A 14,984-nucleotide genomic window follows, 5' to 3' on the forward strand; every position below is an offset into this window, starting at 1 on the left:
CGCCCTGACTCCTTCGGTGGTGGTTCATTTCAAACTAGATCGCTGGCGCGGGGGCGCTGGCTTCACGCTGAAACGTCGGCTCCGCGTCCCGCAGGAAATCGGCGATGAGAGGGCAAACCTCCGCGCCCTTGTCCTCGGGCAGAAAATGGCCCGCGTCATCGAAAGTCACCGCGGTGTGATGGTTGAGCAACTGCATCCAGGTACGCAACTCTCTCTCCTGAAAGGCGAAGTCTTTCATCCCCCACAATAACAACGCAGGAATGTCCGCGATGTTGGCGCGCTTTTCCCAGAGCTCTTCCAGCCACTCGTCCGCTTTGATGATCTGCTTGGGAAACACCCAGCAGCCTTTGCGCTCCGCAGGGTTTTTCAGCGGCTCCGAATAGTGTTTGTAGACATCTGCGCTCAGCTTTTTCTGCACTGCCTGCTTGAGCAATACGCTGACGAAAACATTGAAGCGCTTGATCATGAAGCGTCCGAGCAGTCCCCCCATCAAGGCGCAGAAGGTCTCATACTTAACATCGCCGTGCGCGGACCACATCCAAGTGTTCATAATCACCAGCCGGCGCACGTTATGAGGGTTGTTCAGAGCGTAGGAAAGACCGATAGGGCCACCCCAGTCCTGCACCACCAGCGTGACGTCCTGCAGGTCCAGTTGCCTGATCAGAGTCTCCAGATTCCTGGCGTGATCTTGCGGCAGATAGGACCAGTTGCGTGGCTTGTCGGAGAGGCCGAAGCCGAGATGATCCGGGACAATACAGCGATATTGCCCAGACAGACCTTTGATCATGTTGCGATACAGAAAGGACCACGTGGGATTGCCATGCAGCATGACAATAGGCTTGCCCTGACCTTCGTCGACGTAATGCATGCGTCCGGGTCCGAGCTCAATATAGTGCGATGTGAAAGGGTATTCCTCTCTATTTATCCATTGATCGTCCATGGCGGCTCCATTTTTAGGATTTTAGCCTGATTAAAGGAGTAATCTTCTTGAAAGCTATAGGATTAATAGTTATACGTACGGCGCTTACCCATCAGGCGAACAACTGCGCGCTTCACGGAAGTTCCTTATCGCCGGGAAATCTGTCGGAATGATGGAAAGCCTTCTTACTTTAAATGAGACAGATGCTTGCGACCAGAGGAAAATTGCCGGGAAGGCGATGGCGCGGCGGGTGAGCCGCGGGCTGTACGCATCAATCTTGTGCGGTGATATATGATAGAGCGGAGTTTGGAAATAAAGGCGTCTACCGAGATGCTGTTTGATCTCAGTCAGGATTACAGTAAACGCCTGGCGTGGGACCCGTTTCCAGAATCTTATCGCTTTCTAAATGGGACTCAGCCTGCAAAGGGATTGCAGCTTGAAATCGTAGCGAAAAACGGTTTCTCCATGACCGTGGAGTATGTCTCTTATAAACGCCCATCCGTTGTCGCGATAAAAATGGTGCGCGGCCCCTGGGCGTTTGCAAAGTTCGCCGGCTCCTGGACATTCCAGAAAATACCCCCCGACAGCAGTAAAGTGACCTTCAAATATAACATCATTGGCGCGCCATCATGGCTGCGTTATATCGTGACGCCAGTGATTAACTTTGTATTTGGTCGTAGCGCTAAACGTAGGTTGGCGGCCCTTAATGATTATATGGAAAAGCTAGACTGTTAGTGCTTTTAAATCGACAGATCGCTAATGATATTGGTGTTGTAATTTGATAGATTTGGGGCTATTTATATGACGGAGCAAACACTTGAGTCGATTATATATAAAAATAAAGAAATGAAAATCACTTATGTGAATGGTGACGGTCTTTTTTGTCCGTTTGGTTACAGGATATTCCCTGTCGGGCGTGATACAGGGTGCATAATAGGTTATAACTGTCTCTACGAAATAAAAGGGAATCTTTTTGTTCTGACTGACCTCTCAGTTAACAACAGCTCAAGATTGGACTCCTTTGCCTCTCCTACAACCCCTCCGCCGATTAATGGAATCCCTCCTATAGATATGAGAAATCGGCAATATCGCTTCGATTATCTTTATAAAGACATAGGGCTTTGGGTCAATTACTCCGGTGGTCTATTGTTAGGTGGTGGCTACATTGCAGATTTCAGTTATTACTCGGGATGCTTGAACGCCTCATGTTGGTATGAGGATTCCTACGAAATTGTTTTTGAAAATGGTGAAATCATCTATGAGAGAGACTTAACTGAAAAAATGAAGGAGTATAGAAACATAATAATCAATGCAGGCACTGAGTCACTTGATTCATTAAATGAGAAAATTTCCGCCTGGGCTGCACACACGTTTAGTCTTAATTATAAGTTTCATGAGCTAAGATCTGCTAAACGGGATGATGATATATTTTTCAACCTAGTCTAGGTTTTTCTTGGTGAGCTTTATACTTGTTGACGATACCTGAATGTAAGCTGAACAAGGGTAAATTATAAGGTTTGTTTATCGATTAGGTATCTGTTTAGAATGCTTGGCGTGAGAGTTGATCACCTTCTTGTTAGCTCTCTCATCTTTTAATTCAATGTGGAAGAATCCAAGAGTTCTAGAGATATAACTATGAATAAACAAGTTTTAGCTGGCAGTCTTTTTACGCTCTCTGTTTCGTTATTTGGTTGTGGTGGAGGTGGCGGCTCCAGTAGCAGTCAGCCTGCTGACACGTTGGTCATTAATAGTGAAAACGCGCCGAAGATAGCCGCCATTGTTGTCGCCGCTGATTTTACTGGTGGTTTAGAAAACGGTATCGATGATGCGTCTGATTTTGCGGCCATTCCGGTGCAAAAGAAGTATTTTGAGGCGCTTGACGATGGGCGTTTTGAGCGCAATACAACGGGAGGCGGTTTATCTGTTAGTTGCGAGCACAATGGTACGGTCACTATGGATATGACCTCAATATCAAATGACGGCGGCGTCTCAACTTCTTTTTCGGGAACCTTTGCATTTGATAACTGTAGTGACGACGGAGATTTTACCTTGAATGGCTCCTTATCGACTGCTGGCGACAGTTATGATCATGGCTCAAGGAGTAACTCCAATACGAGTGGAAGTGTGAGTTTGCGTGACCACTATACTGGCAAGAGCGTCACTATCGGCGACATCAAAATGGCGATGAACATAGAATATGGCGAATACAATTACAGCCAGTCCTATTATGTCAGCGGTTCAATGATTGATAACAAGAGGTTTAGCGTTATGACCAGACAGCAAGTGTCAGGTGTTGTTGACCACGCGCCTACTGCGGGCCTCCTTCAGGTTAACGGCGCGGAAGGCTCAGGTTTCACCATTGAGTTTGATTCCGTCGGAGACGGCGTTTGGATCGACCATAGTGGCGGTCGTGGTACCTACTACTCATACGCGGAGCTGAAAGAGTTGGCCGGGGACTAATCTCCGTATAACATGACGCCCAATTCTTTTTTGGACTTGAGTTTTTAGATGCATCAAAACCGACAAGCACTGGCGTTAGGATCTCTGATATTTTTCGCTTTCGCATTTGTGGCGTTCATTCTTCTGGCGTTATGGGGATGGCCAAAGTACAAAATCTACAAAATGGAGGCGGACGGCTTAGCCGCGCTGCGGGAAGCAGAATGGACCAAGAAGATTCTGATAGAAGAAGCCAAAGCCAAGGAACAGGCGTCGCTTTTGCAGGCGAAAGCTCAAGTCACGTTGGCCGAAGCGGAAGGCAGGGCGACGATTGCGCGCGCCAAAGCCGAAGGGCAGGCGGATATTGAAAGGGCCAAAGCCGCCGCCGAAGCCAACAAAATAATCGGCGCGTCACTGAAAGACAATGAAGCCTATCTGCGCTACGTCTGGATTAAAGGCTTGCAGGACGGCAATGGTGAGCGGATTTATATTCCCACTGAAGCCGGGCTGCCGATTCTGGAAGCCGGTAAGGCCAAGTAGGGGCGTCGCTGGTTCATTATTGCTCATTTGAGCACGATGAAGCCCTGCGTCTGTGTAAGTGTAAGTAATGACGAACTTATTGCGCTTCATGACAGGCGCAGTGGCGATTGCCAATTGAATGCATGGAACCCATGAAATCAAAGACCCCCATTCCACAAGAACGCAATGAAACGGTCAGGCGGGAACTGATGTCCGTGTTGCAGGACGGCGCTTTTACTGTCGGCTCTTTATCAAAGCTGATAGGAAAGTCCGAAAAAGAAATTTATGGTCATCTGGAGCATTTGCAGAAGACCGGTTCTCTGAACATTGAACCTGCTCGCTGCGGCAAGTGCGACTATGTATTTGAAGACCGCTCCCGAGTCAAAAAGCCGGGCAAATGTCCCAAGTGCAAAGGCACTTTTATTGACGAACCGGTATTCTCCGCAAAGTCCCGATAGGGCATAGATAAAACGTTTGGAGGCGACTCATGCAAAGCGAACAGGCGTTGCGCGAAACAATACAAAACTATCGGCAGGCCCTGCGCCGGTATTTGCTGGACTTGATCGCAAGGATCAAACCGTCGCCTTATAACGAAGATATCTACGCGTTCATTATCGATGTGCGCATACATCACTATTACTGTGTGCTTGGCGTAAATAATCTGGCTGGTTATCAGGCTTTTACCGAAAGTGAAAGTCACTCCACCGCAGATTTACTGGGTTTTGGCGGACGTAAATTCAATGTGGACGACTTTTCCATTCGGGCGGAAGGCAATGATGAGCTGGGAGAATTCAGCGTATTGTTTAATGAAATCTGTCGTGACTATTTTGATGCGTCGGAAGACGCGGATGCAGGGACGGATGAGCGGGAAACAGCCGGGCGTCTTCTCTCGCTCCTCCCTGACCTCTACCTGGAGGCGCACGTCGAAGCTCTGAAAGACGTCAGCGCGGAGTTGCGCACGATGAACACAGTCGATGACTTTGTGGCGTTTGTCGCGGCGAGTTGGGACCTGGATGAAGCGGAGAGTGTGGCTCTGGCCAAACAAACCATCGCTGACGACCTGTTCGATAAAGTGTTCGAACCTTCTCAAGTTATCACCGTGGATGAGCAGGACCTGTCCGACTTTGACGCATTGCTGCAAAAGGTCGCTGACCACTACCTGTATACCGGATCAGACCGACCGATTCTGCATGCCGACCTGATTGGCAAATATGAAAGTGCGCTGGCGGACGCCCGACCGCAGATAGATGACGCATTGATCGGCCGAATCAACGATCTTCTCATAGAGGCGAAAGCTAAGAGCAAGAATCAGGACGAACCTTACTTCATCAATTTGTTTGAAAAAGAGGGCGCGTTTCTGTCTGCTATCTGTGGTCTCTTTTTCGTTAATCCTGCGCCTTGCCAGGCAACGGAAAAGCGTCTGCTGGAGTTGCTCGCCCTCGTTTGCGCAGAACCCTACCGCAGTACCGGCGACACCATGTCCATCGCGCCTTCTCTGATAGCGGATGTCCTGCATGCGCTGAATGCAACGCGCTTTCCACTATCGGACTCCTGTATGACAACGTTCTATCTGCAAAACTACAAAGCGTACTTGTCGTAACCGTTCACACCATTGGCGTCGGTATGTTGCCGGAGGTGAGAAAAAACGATTAAGATCAATTCGATAGGCGCTTTGGCCTGACAGTCAGTCTGACTGCCGATCCAGGCTACGCCAAACAGCGCAGGAACCGCGCGCACCACTAAAATGGACTGGTTTGACGATGTTGAAAGACGCCATTTATTTCACCTGTACAGAGATGTGTCCCCTTTTCCTTCGTTCTGCTCCTGCGCGCCAGTCTGGAGCGCAAGGCGCTGTAGGGTTGAGATGGCGCTTCCTTTGATTGCCCAGCGGAACCTGAGCGTTCGCAGCAAGCTTATCCTGGTCTGCCTCAGTCTGAGCGTGCTGCCGTTGTTGTTATTTGCGGCGATCCTCGCGTTTACCTTTTCGGAAAATATGACGGCGCAGGGATACGAGCATTTGGCTTCCGTGCAGGATGTAAAGCGCAATCAGGTGGCGGAGCTGTTCAAAGAACGGGTAGCGACTGCGCAGGTGTTTGTGGGTGAGGCCCCCAGTCATGGAATGTCTGAAAATAACACGCCCGCTTTGCATTATCTGAAAGAATTCAGCATTGGCGTCATGCATCTGGCCTCTGACGACAGTGAGCGCACGGCGATTCTGAAGTCCATGTTCGCTGAGAGCGCGGCGGGGGAGGGCCCTGCCAGCGCGCCATCGTTATCGACGTCAGCAGGCGGTCTTGTTCGACGCGCCTATTACGATAATATCCACGCCGACTTCCATACCCGTCTGCGTGCGTTCAGCGAACGCTTCGCCATTGACGACATGTACCTGATTGAGCGACGCGGCCGGGTGGTCTACTCGGTAAAGAAAGGCGTCTATTTCGGTGAAGACCTTAAATCAGGGCGATACTCATCTGGGGCTGAGGCCGGTTTGGCGAGCATATTCAAGAAAGTAACCGCTCACACCGAAACCCTCGCCACGGATAGCGTGTTCACCGGATTTTATCCCTATCCTGGCCGTGACCACTTCGTGAATTATGTCGCCAAGCCCTTGTTTGAATTCGGCGAACTGGTGGGGGTGGTGGTTTTGCAATACAGCAATGAAAGCGTCTGTCGGCTGCTGGGCGGGTTTGCGCATCTGGCCGGTCTCAGCGAGACGTACCTGGTTGCGCCGGATCATCGACTGCATTCCGCCTTGACGCGGATAAGCGAGCGCCCCGCCGACATTGATAACCCGGCGGTTGCCTCTGCCTTAGCCGGACTGAGCGTGCGACAGGCTTACCCGTCCTATGATGGCGCCCAGGTGCTCGCAGTTTCCACACCGGTGGACGTCTATGGCGAAGCCTGGGCGCTGGTGACGGAGATACCCAGCCAGCCCATCTTTAATGAGATGTACGCCACCTTGGGCGTTGGGCTGGCTATCGTCATCGGCGTGATCTTTATCATTGGCGTCGTCGCCTGGCATTACTCCGGGGTGATTACCCGCCCGATAAAGCAGTTGACGCTGTTGGGGGACGAGTTGTTGGAGCAACAGGGCGCCGGAGCGAAGAGCGACGAGCAGCAGGATGATATCCGCCGCATCGAGCGTTATTTTTACGCCATGCGGGAGGCTATGCTGTCGGAGGAAGCGTCCAATCAGGCAAAGTCCCGCTTTCTGGCGGCGGCCAGTCATGATCTGCGCCAGCCCCTGCACGCCATGGGACTGTTTATCTCTGCGCTGGAGCCTTATGTGGAGGACGCCACCGGCGCCAAGCATATGCGTCGACTCAAGTCCTCCCACGATTCTCTGACCAAGCTGTTTAACGCCCTGATGGACATGGCGCGGCTGGAAGCCTGCGCGGTGACGGTGAATAAAGAGACGTTTTGCGTAGACTCCCTGCTCAGCACATTGGAGGGCGAGTACCGCGCTCAGGCGAAAGCCCAGGGCGTCCGGCTGCGCGTCGCGCATTGCGGCGCCTATATTCATACAGACTCACTGTTGCTGGAGCGCATGCTGCGCAACCTCCTGACCAACGCCTTGCGATATGCCGAGGGCGGCAAGGTGCTGATGGGCTGTCGACGCCGGGGCGATAGACTGTTTATTCAGGTCTGCGACAACGGCGTGGGGATGACGCGAGAGCAGCAGCAGGAGGTTTTCAAAGCGTTTGTGCAACTGGATAAGCGCAGCGATGGGTTAGGGCTGGGCTTATCCATCGTAGAGAAAACCGCGAAATTACTGGAGCTCCCGTTGAGTCTGCAATCGCAATCAGGCAAAGGCTCTATCTTCACCCTCGAAACGCCGCGGGTCGCCAAACCGGAAATGACGCACACTGACGCGCAGACGGAGCTGGCGGGCGTCCCGGCGCGCCAATTGGTCATCGTACTGGATGATGATCAGGAGATATTGCAGGCGATGGAGGCGTTGCTGACAGGGTGGGGCTGTGACGTTGTGCTGGCGCGCAGTCTGGTGGAATTGGACGATAAGCTGGATACGCTCTCCAGCGCGCCAGACTTGCTGCTTGCGGATGTGGAGCTGGCGAATGGCGAGAACGGCGTGGCCGCGATTGAACTGATGTCGCAGCGGCTGCAAACGCCGTTTACGCCCGCATTGATTACAGGAGACACTTCGGTGGCGCGCATGCAGGAAGCGGCGAAGATGGGGTTGCTCATGCTATACAAACCTGTCGCGCCAGCCCAGTTGCGTTCCTTGTTGATGCATGCGCAAAACCAGCGGCAATCAGAAACCGTATAAGCACTGTTGTGGGTTGGCGGGATTAGTAAGAAACGCAGGTAGGATATCCTACATTTGCAGGATATGAATCGGGAGGGGGTTAGACTAGGCTGCGCGCAGTGTGCCTGGCGGGGAGCGTGCGCCAGGCGACTACATATTAAGGGACTATTGAGAACATTCCTGATGATGGCTTCAAAAATACTCATCGCCGAAGATCATGACTTGTATCGAGACGGCCTGCGGCATTTGGTTATGGAAATTTTTCCGGACGCCAAGATTGTGGAGGCGTCTGACTTTTATACGGCGAGCGAGCAGCTCATACTGCACCCGGACCTGTCCCTGCTGATTCTGGATATTCAGCTACCCGGCACGCAACGCCTGGATGGCGTGAAGCAGTTGCGCGGCGCTTATCCGTTGCTGCCGATAGTGGTTGTGTCTGCCTTGGAAATGGGGCCTAACGTGCAGAACGTCATGGCGTTGGGCGTGAATGGATTTATCGCCAAATCAGCCAAAAAGCATGAAATGCAGGAAGGCTTATTGGCGATACTGCGCGGCGAACTGGTGACAGTGACGCAATGTCATGATCAACTGCCGTCGTTTTCGCCTCGTCATCTTGAAACCCTGGAGTACCTGACTCAGGGATTATCGAATAAAGAAATCGCCAGGAACCTCGGCATTTCCGATATCACCGTTCGGCAGTATGTGTCCGACATTATCGACCACCTTGGTGTGGAGAATCGGACGCAGGCGGTGATGGCGGCGAAAAAGCGCGGCATCATTATCGACTGAGAACTGCTTGGTCTTTTAACTCCTCCTTTTTTGACAACCTGTTTCCCGGCGCCTTACCCTTCCTTACCCGTATTTCTTTCTGTTGCGCCAGCACTTAACTGTCTGATTCGTATTGCAGAAAGCGGCGGATGTTGTTTCCGGAACCTCACTGGAAGCGTTGAGTTTCGACGGTCGATACACGTGGTCATGCAATGGATTTCGCCAACCGATGTCGCCATTTCCGGCGGCTGCTTTCCCTTACTGTTTTATTCGCGCCGCTGTCGTTCGCGCAAGGCGCCGACCTTCCTGCTAACGCTGCAAGTCAAACTGATCCGGCGACTAAGCCTCTGATTTTATATAGCGTGCTGTCCGAATACCCGAACGTGGTGAGTTATGCGTTCACCCGAAAAACGGGGATTCCCGTGGACATCATTGAGATGCGAGGCAGCGGCGCGGCGATGGCCAGACTGCAATACGAGCAGCATTCCGGTAGTGGCGATATCTGGTTCGGCGGCAGCCTGGGGTCGCATATTCAGGCTGGCGCGGAAGGATATTTGGTCCCTTATGTTTCGCCGGAAACGACCAAACTGGAGCCGTTGCTGGGTGGCCCCTTTATGGGGGGAACGGTGAATGGATTGTATGGCGGCATTCTGGGAATTGTCGTGAGCAAACCGTTCCTGCAGGAGAGGGGCGCGCCGATTCCTAAAACATGGAAGGACCTTGCAGATCCTGTGTATCGCGACATGATCGGGATAAAAAGCCCTCTGGTTTCGGGCACGGCTTTTACCACCCTGATCAGCATGATCGCCCTGATGGGAGAAGATGCCGCCTTCGACTATTTCAAAGCGTTGCATCAGAACGTGGAGTATTACGGTAAAGGACAGACCTATCGCGTTTCGACAGGGCAGATCGGCATTGTCATCACCTTTTACCATGAGGTCGTGAATTCCATTGAGGGCGGCGATGTGGCGTTTATCGTTCCTCCTGAAGGCGTGGGATATGAAATTGGCGGGCTGAGCATCATCAAACACGATGGCCAGGATTTGCAGAAGGCGCAGGCGTTTATCGACTTTGCGCTTTCCTGGGAGGGACAGTCGTTAATAAAAAGCGCAGGCAGTGATCGCATACCCACCTATGGCAAGTTGTATAGCGAGCAAAGTCAGCAGATTAAACTGCAGGATGTAAAACTGCTGCCATTGGATTTCGAGTGGGCGGGGATAAACCGGCAGCGCCTGTTGGATCGCTGGACGCAGGAAGTCGCGTCACAGGAGAAGAAAAGGTAGTCCAAAAAAAGCGCCATTAGCTCCGCTGCAAGGCTGGCTCAAAGAGCTAATGGCGAACAAGGAGTTATGAAAACGTCTTAGTTATTGAAATTTCCGCCCCATTCAAAAATCTTCGCGATCGGGTTTTTAGCCGTGAAGTTTTCGTTATTTTCAAACAGCCCGTCATCCTGTCCGCAGTTTTGGATGGCCCTGCGGTTGCTCTCGCTTTCATTCGCTTTGTACTTCGTCGTGAATATCTGCATAAAGCTGTCCTGATGGTTGGGGTCGCTTGACCCGAAGATGACTTCAGGAACCTTTTGCAGCCAATGCACTTGAGCTTGTTCCGGCGTCGCAGTGTGAGACTGGAAGTAAGGATTGTTCATCGGGCTGCTCATATCCCAGGTCGGATAAGGGTGATAGGAGTACTTGGAGTTATTGGGCAGCGTATCGGCGAATGGAATAATCAGGGAGCCGAACTGCGTGATATCCCAGAAAGTGCTGGCCCCGTCCAGGAAGCTATGGTTGCCCGCCTGCGCGTAAGCCTCATGGGTTCCCAGTGCGAGGTAGACGCCGACGTGATGCTTTCCGCTCTGAGTCGCTGCGTCAAAGCCCACTTCTTTCAATGAGGGCGCACTGGCGTTCAGGTTGGCTTCGTAAAAAGTCAGCCGGCCGTCATTCGCCGCGAAATGCTCGCCGCCTTTGTGCGCAGAGAAATAGTACTCAGCAGGAAGGTATTGCCCGCCCTGATTGGTCAACTTGACGGAAACGTGCACCCAGTCTGCAAAATGATTGCCTGCGATGGAGTTGAATGGATTGGTGGCGGACGTGTCATTGTAGCCTGCGAACAGGAAATACCGGATCCAGACTTCTCCGCTTTGGGTTTCGAGATAAGTGGTGTAGGTGGGCGCAGCCTGAGGCGCCATGGCGGAGACATTGACGTCGCTCCGGTCTCCCATTCTATCCACGAAAATATTGGAGTTGATTCTGTTTTCGCTCGGTCTGACGGAGTTTTGGGAGCCGTTTTTATCGTGATGGCGCTTGTCCACCCACGCGCGCAGGTTGTAGTAAACGCCGTCGGCGCGGCCGAACTTCACGTCTGCGGATAAATATTGCTGGAAGGCCTTCGGATAGTAATCCTCGGAACCATGCAATATCCAGATGGGCAGGTTATCGCGAATCAGCGCCTGACGTTGCGCCAGGGGAAGTTGCGATACTCTCGCCACCGGCAAGTGTTGCGCAAGATACTCAGCCTTGTCGCCGTTTAGTTCCTGATACTGCTGATCCGTGGTGAGCTGTTCGATTCTTGTTTTTTCGCCGTAGCCCACTCTGTTTAGCAGGGACAAATATGTTTCTCCGCGTGCGACAAGGTCCTCGTCGCTGCGCTGTTGCAGGCTGACGATATCGTCGGCGCTGCGATTGTACAGCTCCACGATCAGGGTATTGCGCTTGTCGCCTTCGGGCATGTCGTCCAGATACTTGTAGGAGCGCCATCCCGCTTTCAGGAGCATGTCGGACAAGGAGGAAGAGCAAGGCTTGTAATTGATCGACTGAGTTGCGCCTCCAGGCGTGACGCAGACGTAGCTGGCGGCGCCTGCGGCTTTCATTGCGGAGCCTGCGCCAAACTGGGCCTGGCAGGCCAGGTTAAGGGCGTTATTGCCCGATACATTGTTGAACTGACCGGTCACACCGTTCCAGCAGGCTTGCGATTCTCTGTTCTCCCGCAGTCGCAATAAGGTGCTGTGGCTGTAATCGCCGGAGATCCACGCTTCGTTTCTGCTGTTCACCGTCAGCTTGCTGTTGGGATAATTAAATGCGTTGAGAGTTTGGTCGGAGCCAAAGCAAAATGTGGCGTCTTCTTTGAATGGTTGTGAATTATCATTCTGGGAGATGCGTAATCTTGAGCCGGTGTGACGGATGAAGTGATTCGGATAGTTTTTTGATTCAAAAGAGTAGCAGTTACTCTCCGCCAAGCCTGCTCTCAAGACAAACGTGGCGTCCTGAATATCCAGCTCGCTGGCGCCAACCGGCAAGGGATTTTGCCACAGCCAATAACCACTGTGCCTGAAAACGCTCTGGTTGGTGATATCCACCAGCTTCACATCATCGCCTAACTCCGCCGCCATTGATCCTGAAGCAATGGTAGCGCCGGCAATAAGCAGGCTAATGTTCCGTATTAGTTGCAACTTCTTGTTCTCCATAGTGGATTGTTTTGGGAAGACCAGTCGCACCTGCAACTGATCTTCTGTTTTAGTGGGATGGTGTTTATGCGTTAAAGTGGAACGTTAGTCTCGCCATCAGCATTTCTGCCCCAGCATTGGACCGTATTTTCAGACGTAACGCCGCAAGTGTGTCTCATGCCGGCGTGAACTTCGGTGAAACTTTGATTTGGCGGCGTCGCCTGGCCGTCTTCATTTAAGCCCCAGCAATTAATTGCGCCATCGGCGCGAAGAGCGCATGCATGGCCCCAGCCCATGGATACGTCTACGAAGTTTCCGGCAGGGGAGTTAGTCTGACCGTAGTTGTTCTGTCCCCAGCATGTGATGTTTCCATCAAAGCTTACTGCGCAGTTCTGAGAGTAATTCGTGCTGAGTTTGGAAAATTTACCGGCAGGAGGCGTTGCGGAACCGCTGAAGTTGCTGCCCCAGCATTGAATAGAGTCATCCAACATAATGGCGCAACTATGATAAGAGCCTAGTTTAAGCTGCTTCACCTTCGTTTTCTGCGGCGGCAGGTAACTGAGTCTTCCCCAGCAAACTGTCTCGTTATCGTTATTAATGCCGCACGTTGCATAGTCGCCGCCGACAATATTTTTGTAGACGCCCTGAATAGGCTGGGTTTGACCGTTACCGTTATAACCCCAGCATTGCACTTCGTTGTTTAATTTGATCCCGCAAGAGTGGAAGTTGCCGACAGTAACCTGTTTGAAGCTCTCTAAAGGCGCGTCCGCTCCGCCGAATGAGTTACTTCCCCAGCAGGAAACAGAAGCGTCGTCCTTTAACTGACAGTTGTGGTAATGCTTGGTGGTTACTTTCTCAGGCGATTCACTTTTAAGTGACCCTATCACTGCAAGGCCTTTAAAAATGAGTTCTTTAACCTGATTTTTGTAGCATTTTTGGGTGCAGGCAGAATCAGTTGTATCTGTGTTGATGCTGACCTTATCTATCGTTGCCTGGGATACCTGAAATGAAGCGCCAGCATTGATATTCAGCATCCCGAATGAATCGTTATCAAGACCGCAGCTCAGTCTGAAGCCATACTTTTGATTATAGTTTTGATTTAATTCGTTGACGGATTCATTGATGTAAGCGTTATATTCATCTGTGCTGCCTGTCCAACATATATTGACAGGTTTGCGAGAGGCGCGGGGTGGGTTGGTTTTACCTGCGCCGAGCAGAAAGTCTGATAAACCTTCCGCATTTAATTTCCCTTTTCCTTTGGTGGCTTCCCAAAAGTTATTGAGTCTTTCAACTGCGCTATCGCCTAGTTGATCAGCGAATATGCTGTCATCTCCGGGGTGACTGAACCAGCTCACCTGAGTGCTGACCTCTTCCCACTCTGACTGGGTTAGTGGACTGACCGTGGCGACAATATGAATGGACCTGAAGGATTTGTTGGCGCTTGATCCTGTAAATCCGTTGACGTTGCTGAACGCCAGTTCCTCTATATCCTCGACAGAGTAAACGTGTTTGTCGGCATTGAAGGTAATGGCGTCGGAGCCAACAGATACATTGCGTGGATTTCTGTAGACATTAAGAGGGGAAACGGATGCTTTATCCATTATGCCCATCATGTACAACTCAAGGTCTGAGTACGGGATTGCGTTCGTTCCCCACTGAGTGTTTATGCTGGAGCCGGCATAGCGATAGACGCCTGATGAGAATGTGAGTTTGTCTGGATCGAAGCCGCCAACTGCGCCGTTAGCGTCTGAGAGCCCCCAATGTCCACCCACGGACTTGCCTTGGAGATCGTTGGCTTCAACGATGCGATTGGACCAGGTATGACCTATTTCATGCAGACTGGCGCCATAAGCGATGTTGCTGCGATTAGGATAAAAGATAGTGGCGAGTTGGGTATTCGAATTTCCAAGCCGATGATAGTTGGTCTGATTGGCTCCGTCGCTTACATTTCGGTCCAAGTTTCTAATTACGTTTACGAAGTGAAAGTCGTCTTGAAAGCACTCATATACTTTGTTGTTGATATTCGCAAGCACGGCCCCCCTCAAGTCTTTGGAAGCCAGAGAGCTAAAGTCTGAGGCGCTGACCTGGAGAGAGACCACATTATCTGGAAGGTTGTGATCTTTTGAAAACTGAAAGTCACTGGCGCAGTTGGTCAAGGCCAATGCATCGGGGCTGATAAGCGTCGGAAGCGAGAGGGCTAGCGCCTTGATGAGAGTATTATTATTCATGATCCATACCCTATTTCCATATTGAATAATTTCCTGTTGGATGTCCTATCCCCTTCGTAAGCTTCACCCATTGCTAATGCCTGTATGAAGACGAAGGAGGACGTATTCTCATCGACATCAGCCAATCTGATAATCCTACAGTTGTAGGATGCATAGAGGTTGTGAGGTGACCGGCTTATTGTTGCGGCGAGACTAAACCAACGTTTACCCATAACGCGGGATGCCTATTCTTTGGGCGCAGTCGTAGACTTTGATTCAGGGGAAGCCTGTGAGCGATTTCGAATTTTATGCGAAACGGGGAGGCTGCTCCGCTGATATACCGTTGTGTGTTTGAGATATAGTTTTGCGGCGCTCTCCGGATGCGACAGGGAGGCCCGGCGTTAACAGGGACAGGTTGAATCGCTTCTT

12 protein-coding genes are annotated in these 14,984 nt (G+C 51.5%); 9 read left to right on the top strand and 3 right to left on the bottom strand.

Annotation, left to right across the window (positions count from 1 at the left end; genetic code table 11):
• Positions 1 to 34 precede the first annotated feature (34 nt).
• Positions 35 to 940: an alpha/beta fold hydrolase gene (locus tag ONV78_RS20340; protein WP_279505911.1), complete on the bottom strand. Its 906-nt coding sequence runs from the start codon at positions 938 to 940 to the stop codon at positions 35 to 37.
• 270 nt (positions 941 to 1,210) lie between these two features.
• Between ONV78_RS20340 and ONV78_RS20345 the strand changes: the two genes are divergently transcribed.
• The 9 genes from ONV78_RS20345 to ONV78_RS20385 all read left to right on the top strand — a co-directional run bounded on the left by ONV78_RS20345 (position 1,211) and on the right by ONV78_RS20385 (position 10,192).
• Complete coding sequence (locus ONV78_RS20345) at positions 1,211 to 1,654, top strand: SRPBCC family protein (RefSeq protein WP_279505913.1); 444 nt, start codon at positions 1,211 to 1,213, stop codon at positions 1,652 to 1,654.
• A 66-nt stretch (positions 1,655 to 1,720) separates the two neighbouring features.
• Positions 1,721 to 2,365, top strand: a complete 645-nt coding sequence (locus tag ONV78_RS20350) for a hypothetical protein (RefSeq protein WP_279505914.1) — start codon at positions 1,721 to 1,723, stop codon at positions 2,363 to 2,365.
• 189 nt (positions 2,366 to 2,554) lie between these two features.
• Positions 2,555 to 3,379 (top strand): hypothetical protein, encoded by an 825-nt coding sequence (locus tag ONV78_RS20355; RefSeq protein ID WP_279505915.1) that lies wholly within the window; start codon positions 2,555 to 2,557, stop codon positions 3,377 to 3,379.
• Positions 3,380 to 3,427: 48 nt separating this feature from the next.
• A complete protein-coding gene (locus ONV78_RS20360; protein WP_279505917.1) occupies positions 3,428 to 3,895 on the top strand; it encodes a hypothetical protein in 468 nt (155 codons plus the stop codon).
• Positions 3,896 to 4,026: 131 nt separating this feature from the next.
• Positions 4,027 to 4,332 carry a transcriptional regulator gene (locus ONV78_RS20365; RefSeq protein ID WP_127973163.1) on the top strand — a complete coding sequence of 102 codons (306 nt, stop codon included), beginning with the start codon at positions 4,027 to 4,029 and terminating at the stop codon, positions 4,330 to 4,332.
• Positions 4,333 to 4,361: 29 nt separating this feature from the next.
• Positions 4,362 to 5,474, top strand: a complete 1,113-nt coding sequence (locus tag ONV78_RS20370) for a hypothetical protein (protein ID WP_279505919.1) — start codon at positions 4,362 to 4,364, stop codon at positions 5,472 to 5,474.
• Positions 5,475 to 5,738: 264 nt separating this feature from the next.
• Positions 5,739 to 8,162: an ATP-binding protein gene (locus ONV78_RS20375; RefSeq protein ID WP_279505920.1), complete on the top strand. Its 2,424-nt coding sequence runs from the start codon at positions 5,739 to 5,741 to the stop codon at positions 8,160 to 8,162.
• Between the two features lie 162 nt (positions 8,163 to 8,324).
• Positions 8,325 to 8,930, top strand: a complete 606-nt coding sequence (locus ONV78_RS20380; protein ID WP_216737013.1) for a response regulator transcription factor — start codon at positions 8,325 to 8,327, stop codon at positions 8,928 to 8,930.
• A gap of 191 nt (positions 8,931 to 9,121) precedes the next feature.
• A complete protein-coding gene (locus tag ONV78_RS20385) occupies positions 9,122 to 10,192 on the top strand; it encodes an ABC transporter substrate-binding protein (protein WP_279505922.1) in 1,071 nt (356 codons plus the stop codon).
• Positions 10,193 to 10,269: 77 nt separating this feature from the next.
• On the opposite strand, the gene ONV78_RS20390 is transcribed toward ONV78_RS20385, so the two are convergent.
• Together ONV78_RS20390 and ONV78_RS20395 are read right to left on the bottom strand one after the other, a co-directional pair.
• Complete coding sequence (locus tag ONV78_RS20390; RefSeq protein WP_279505923.1) at positions 10,270 to 12,354, bottom strand: AbfB domain-containing protein; 2,085 nt, start codon at positions 12,352 to 12,354, stop codon at positions 10,270 to 10,272.
• Positions 12,355 to 12,440: 86 nt separating this feature from the next.
• The gene (locus ONV78_RS20395) at positions 12,441 to 14,576 is read right to left on the bottom strand and encodes a hypothetical protein (RefSeq protein ID WP_279505925.1); all 2,136 of its coding nucleotides are present in this window, start codon (positions 14,574 to 14,576) and stop codon (positions 12,441 to 12,443) included.
• Between the last annotated feature and the right edge of the window lie 408 nt (positions 14,577 to 14,984).

Origin of the sequence: Hahella sp. CR1 (assembly GCF_029813005.1) — a bacterium.
Lineage (GTDB): Bacteria > Pseudomonadota > Gammaproteobacteria > Pseudomonadales > Oleiphilaceae > Hahella.

What these genes read in the sequence shown, in the direction of transcription:
- ONV78_RS20340 (WP_279505911.1), bottom strand. Translation starts at nt 940, where the DNA reads ATGGACGATCAATGGATAAATAGAGAGGAATACCCTTTCACATCGCAC.
- ONV78_RS20345 (WP_279505913.1), top strand. Translation starts at nt 1,211, where the DNA reads ATGATAGAGCGGAGTTTGGAAATAAAGGCGTCTACCGAGATGCTGTTT.
- ONV78_RS20350 (WP_279505914.1), top strand. Translation starts at nt 1,721, where the DNA reads ATGACGGAGCAAACACTTGAGTCGATTATATATAAAAATAAAGAAATG.
- ONV78_RS20355 (WP_279505915.1), top strand. Translation starts at nt 2,555, where the DNA reads ATGAATAAACAAGTTTTAGCTGGCAGTCTTTTTACGCTCTCTGTTTCG.
- ONV78_RS20360 (WP_279505917.1), top strand. Translation starts at nt 3,428, where the DNA reads ATGCATCAAAACCGACAAGCACTGGCGTTAGGATCTCTGATATTTTTC.
- ONV78_RS20365 (WP_127973163.1), top strand. Translation starts at nt 4,027, where the DNA reads ATGAAATCAAAGACCCCCATTCCACAAGAACGCAATGAAACGGTCAGG.
- ONV78_RS20370 (WP_279505919.1), top strand. Translation starts at nt 4,362, where the DNA reads ATGCAAAGCGAACAGGCGTTGCGCGAAACAATACAAAACTATCGGCAG.
- ONV78_RS20375 (WP_279505920.1), top strand. Translation starts at nt 5,739, where the DNA reads ATGGCGCTTCCTTTGATTGCCCAGCGGAACCTGAGCGTTCGCAGCAAG.
- ONV78_RS20380 (WP_216737013.1), top strand. Translation starts at nt 8,325, where the DNA reads ATGATGGCTTCAAAAATACTCATCGCCGAAGATCATGACTTGTATCGA.
- ONV78_RS20385 (WP_279505922.1), top strand. Translation starts at nt 9,122, where the DNA reads ATGGATTTCGCCAACCGATGTCGCCATTTCCGGCGGCTGCTTTCCCTT.
- ONV78_RS20395 (WP_279505925.1), bottom strand. Translation starts at nt 14,576, where the DNA reads ATGAATAATAATACTCTCATCAAGGCGCTAGCCCTCTCGCTTCCGACG.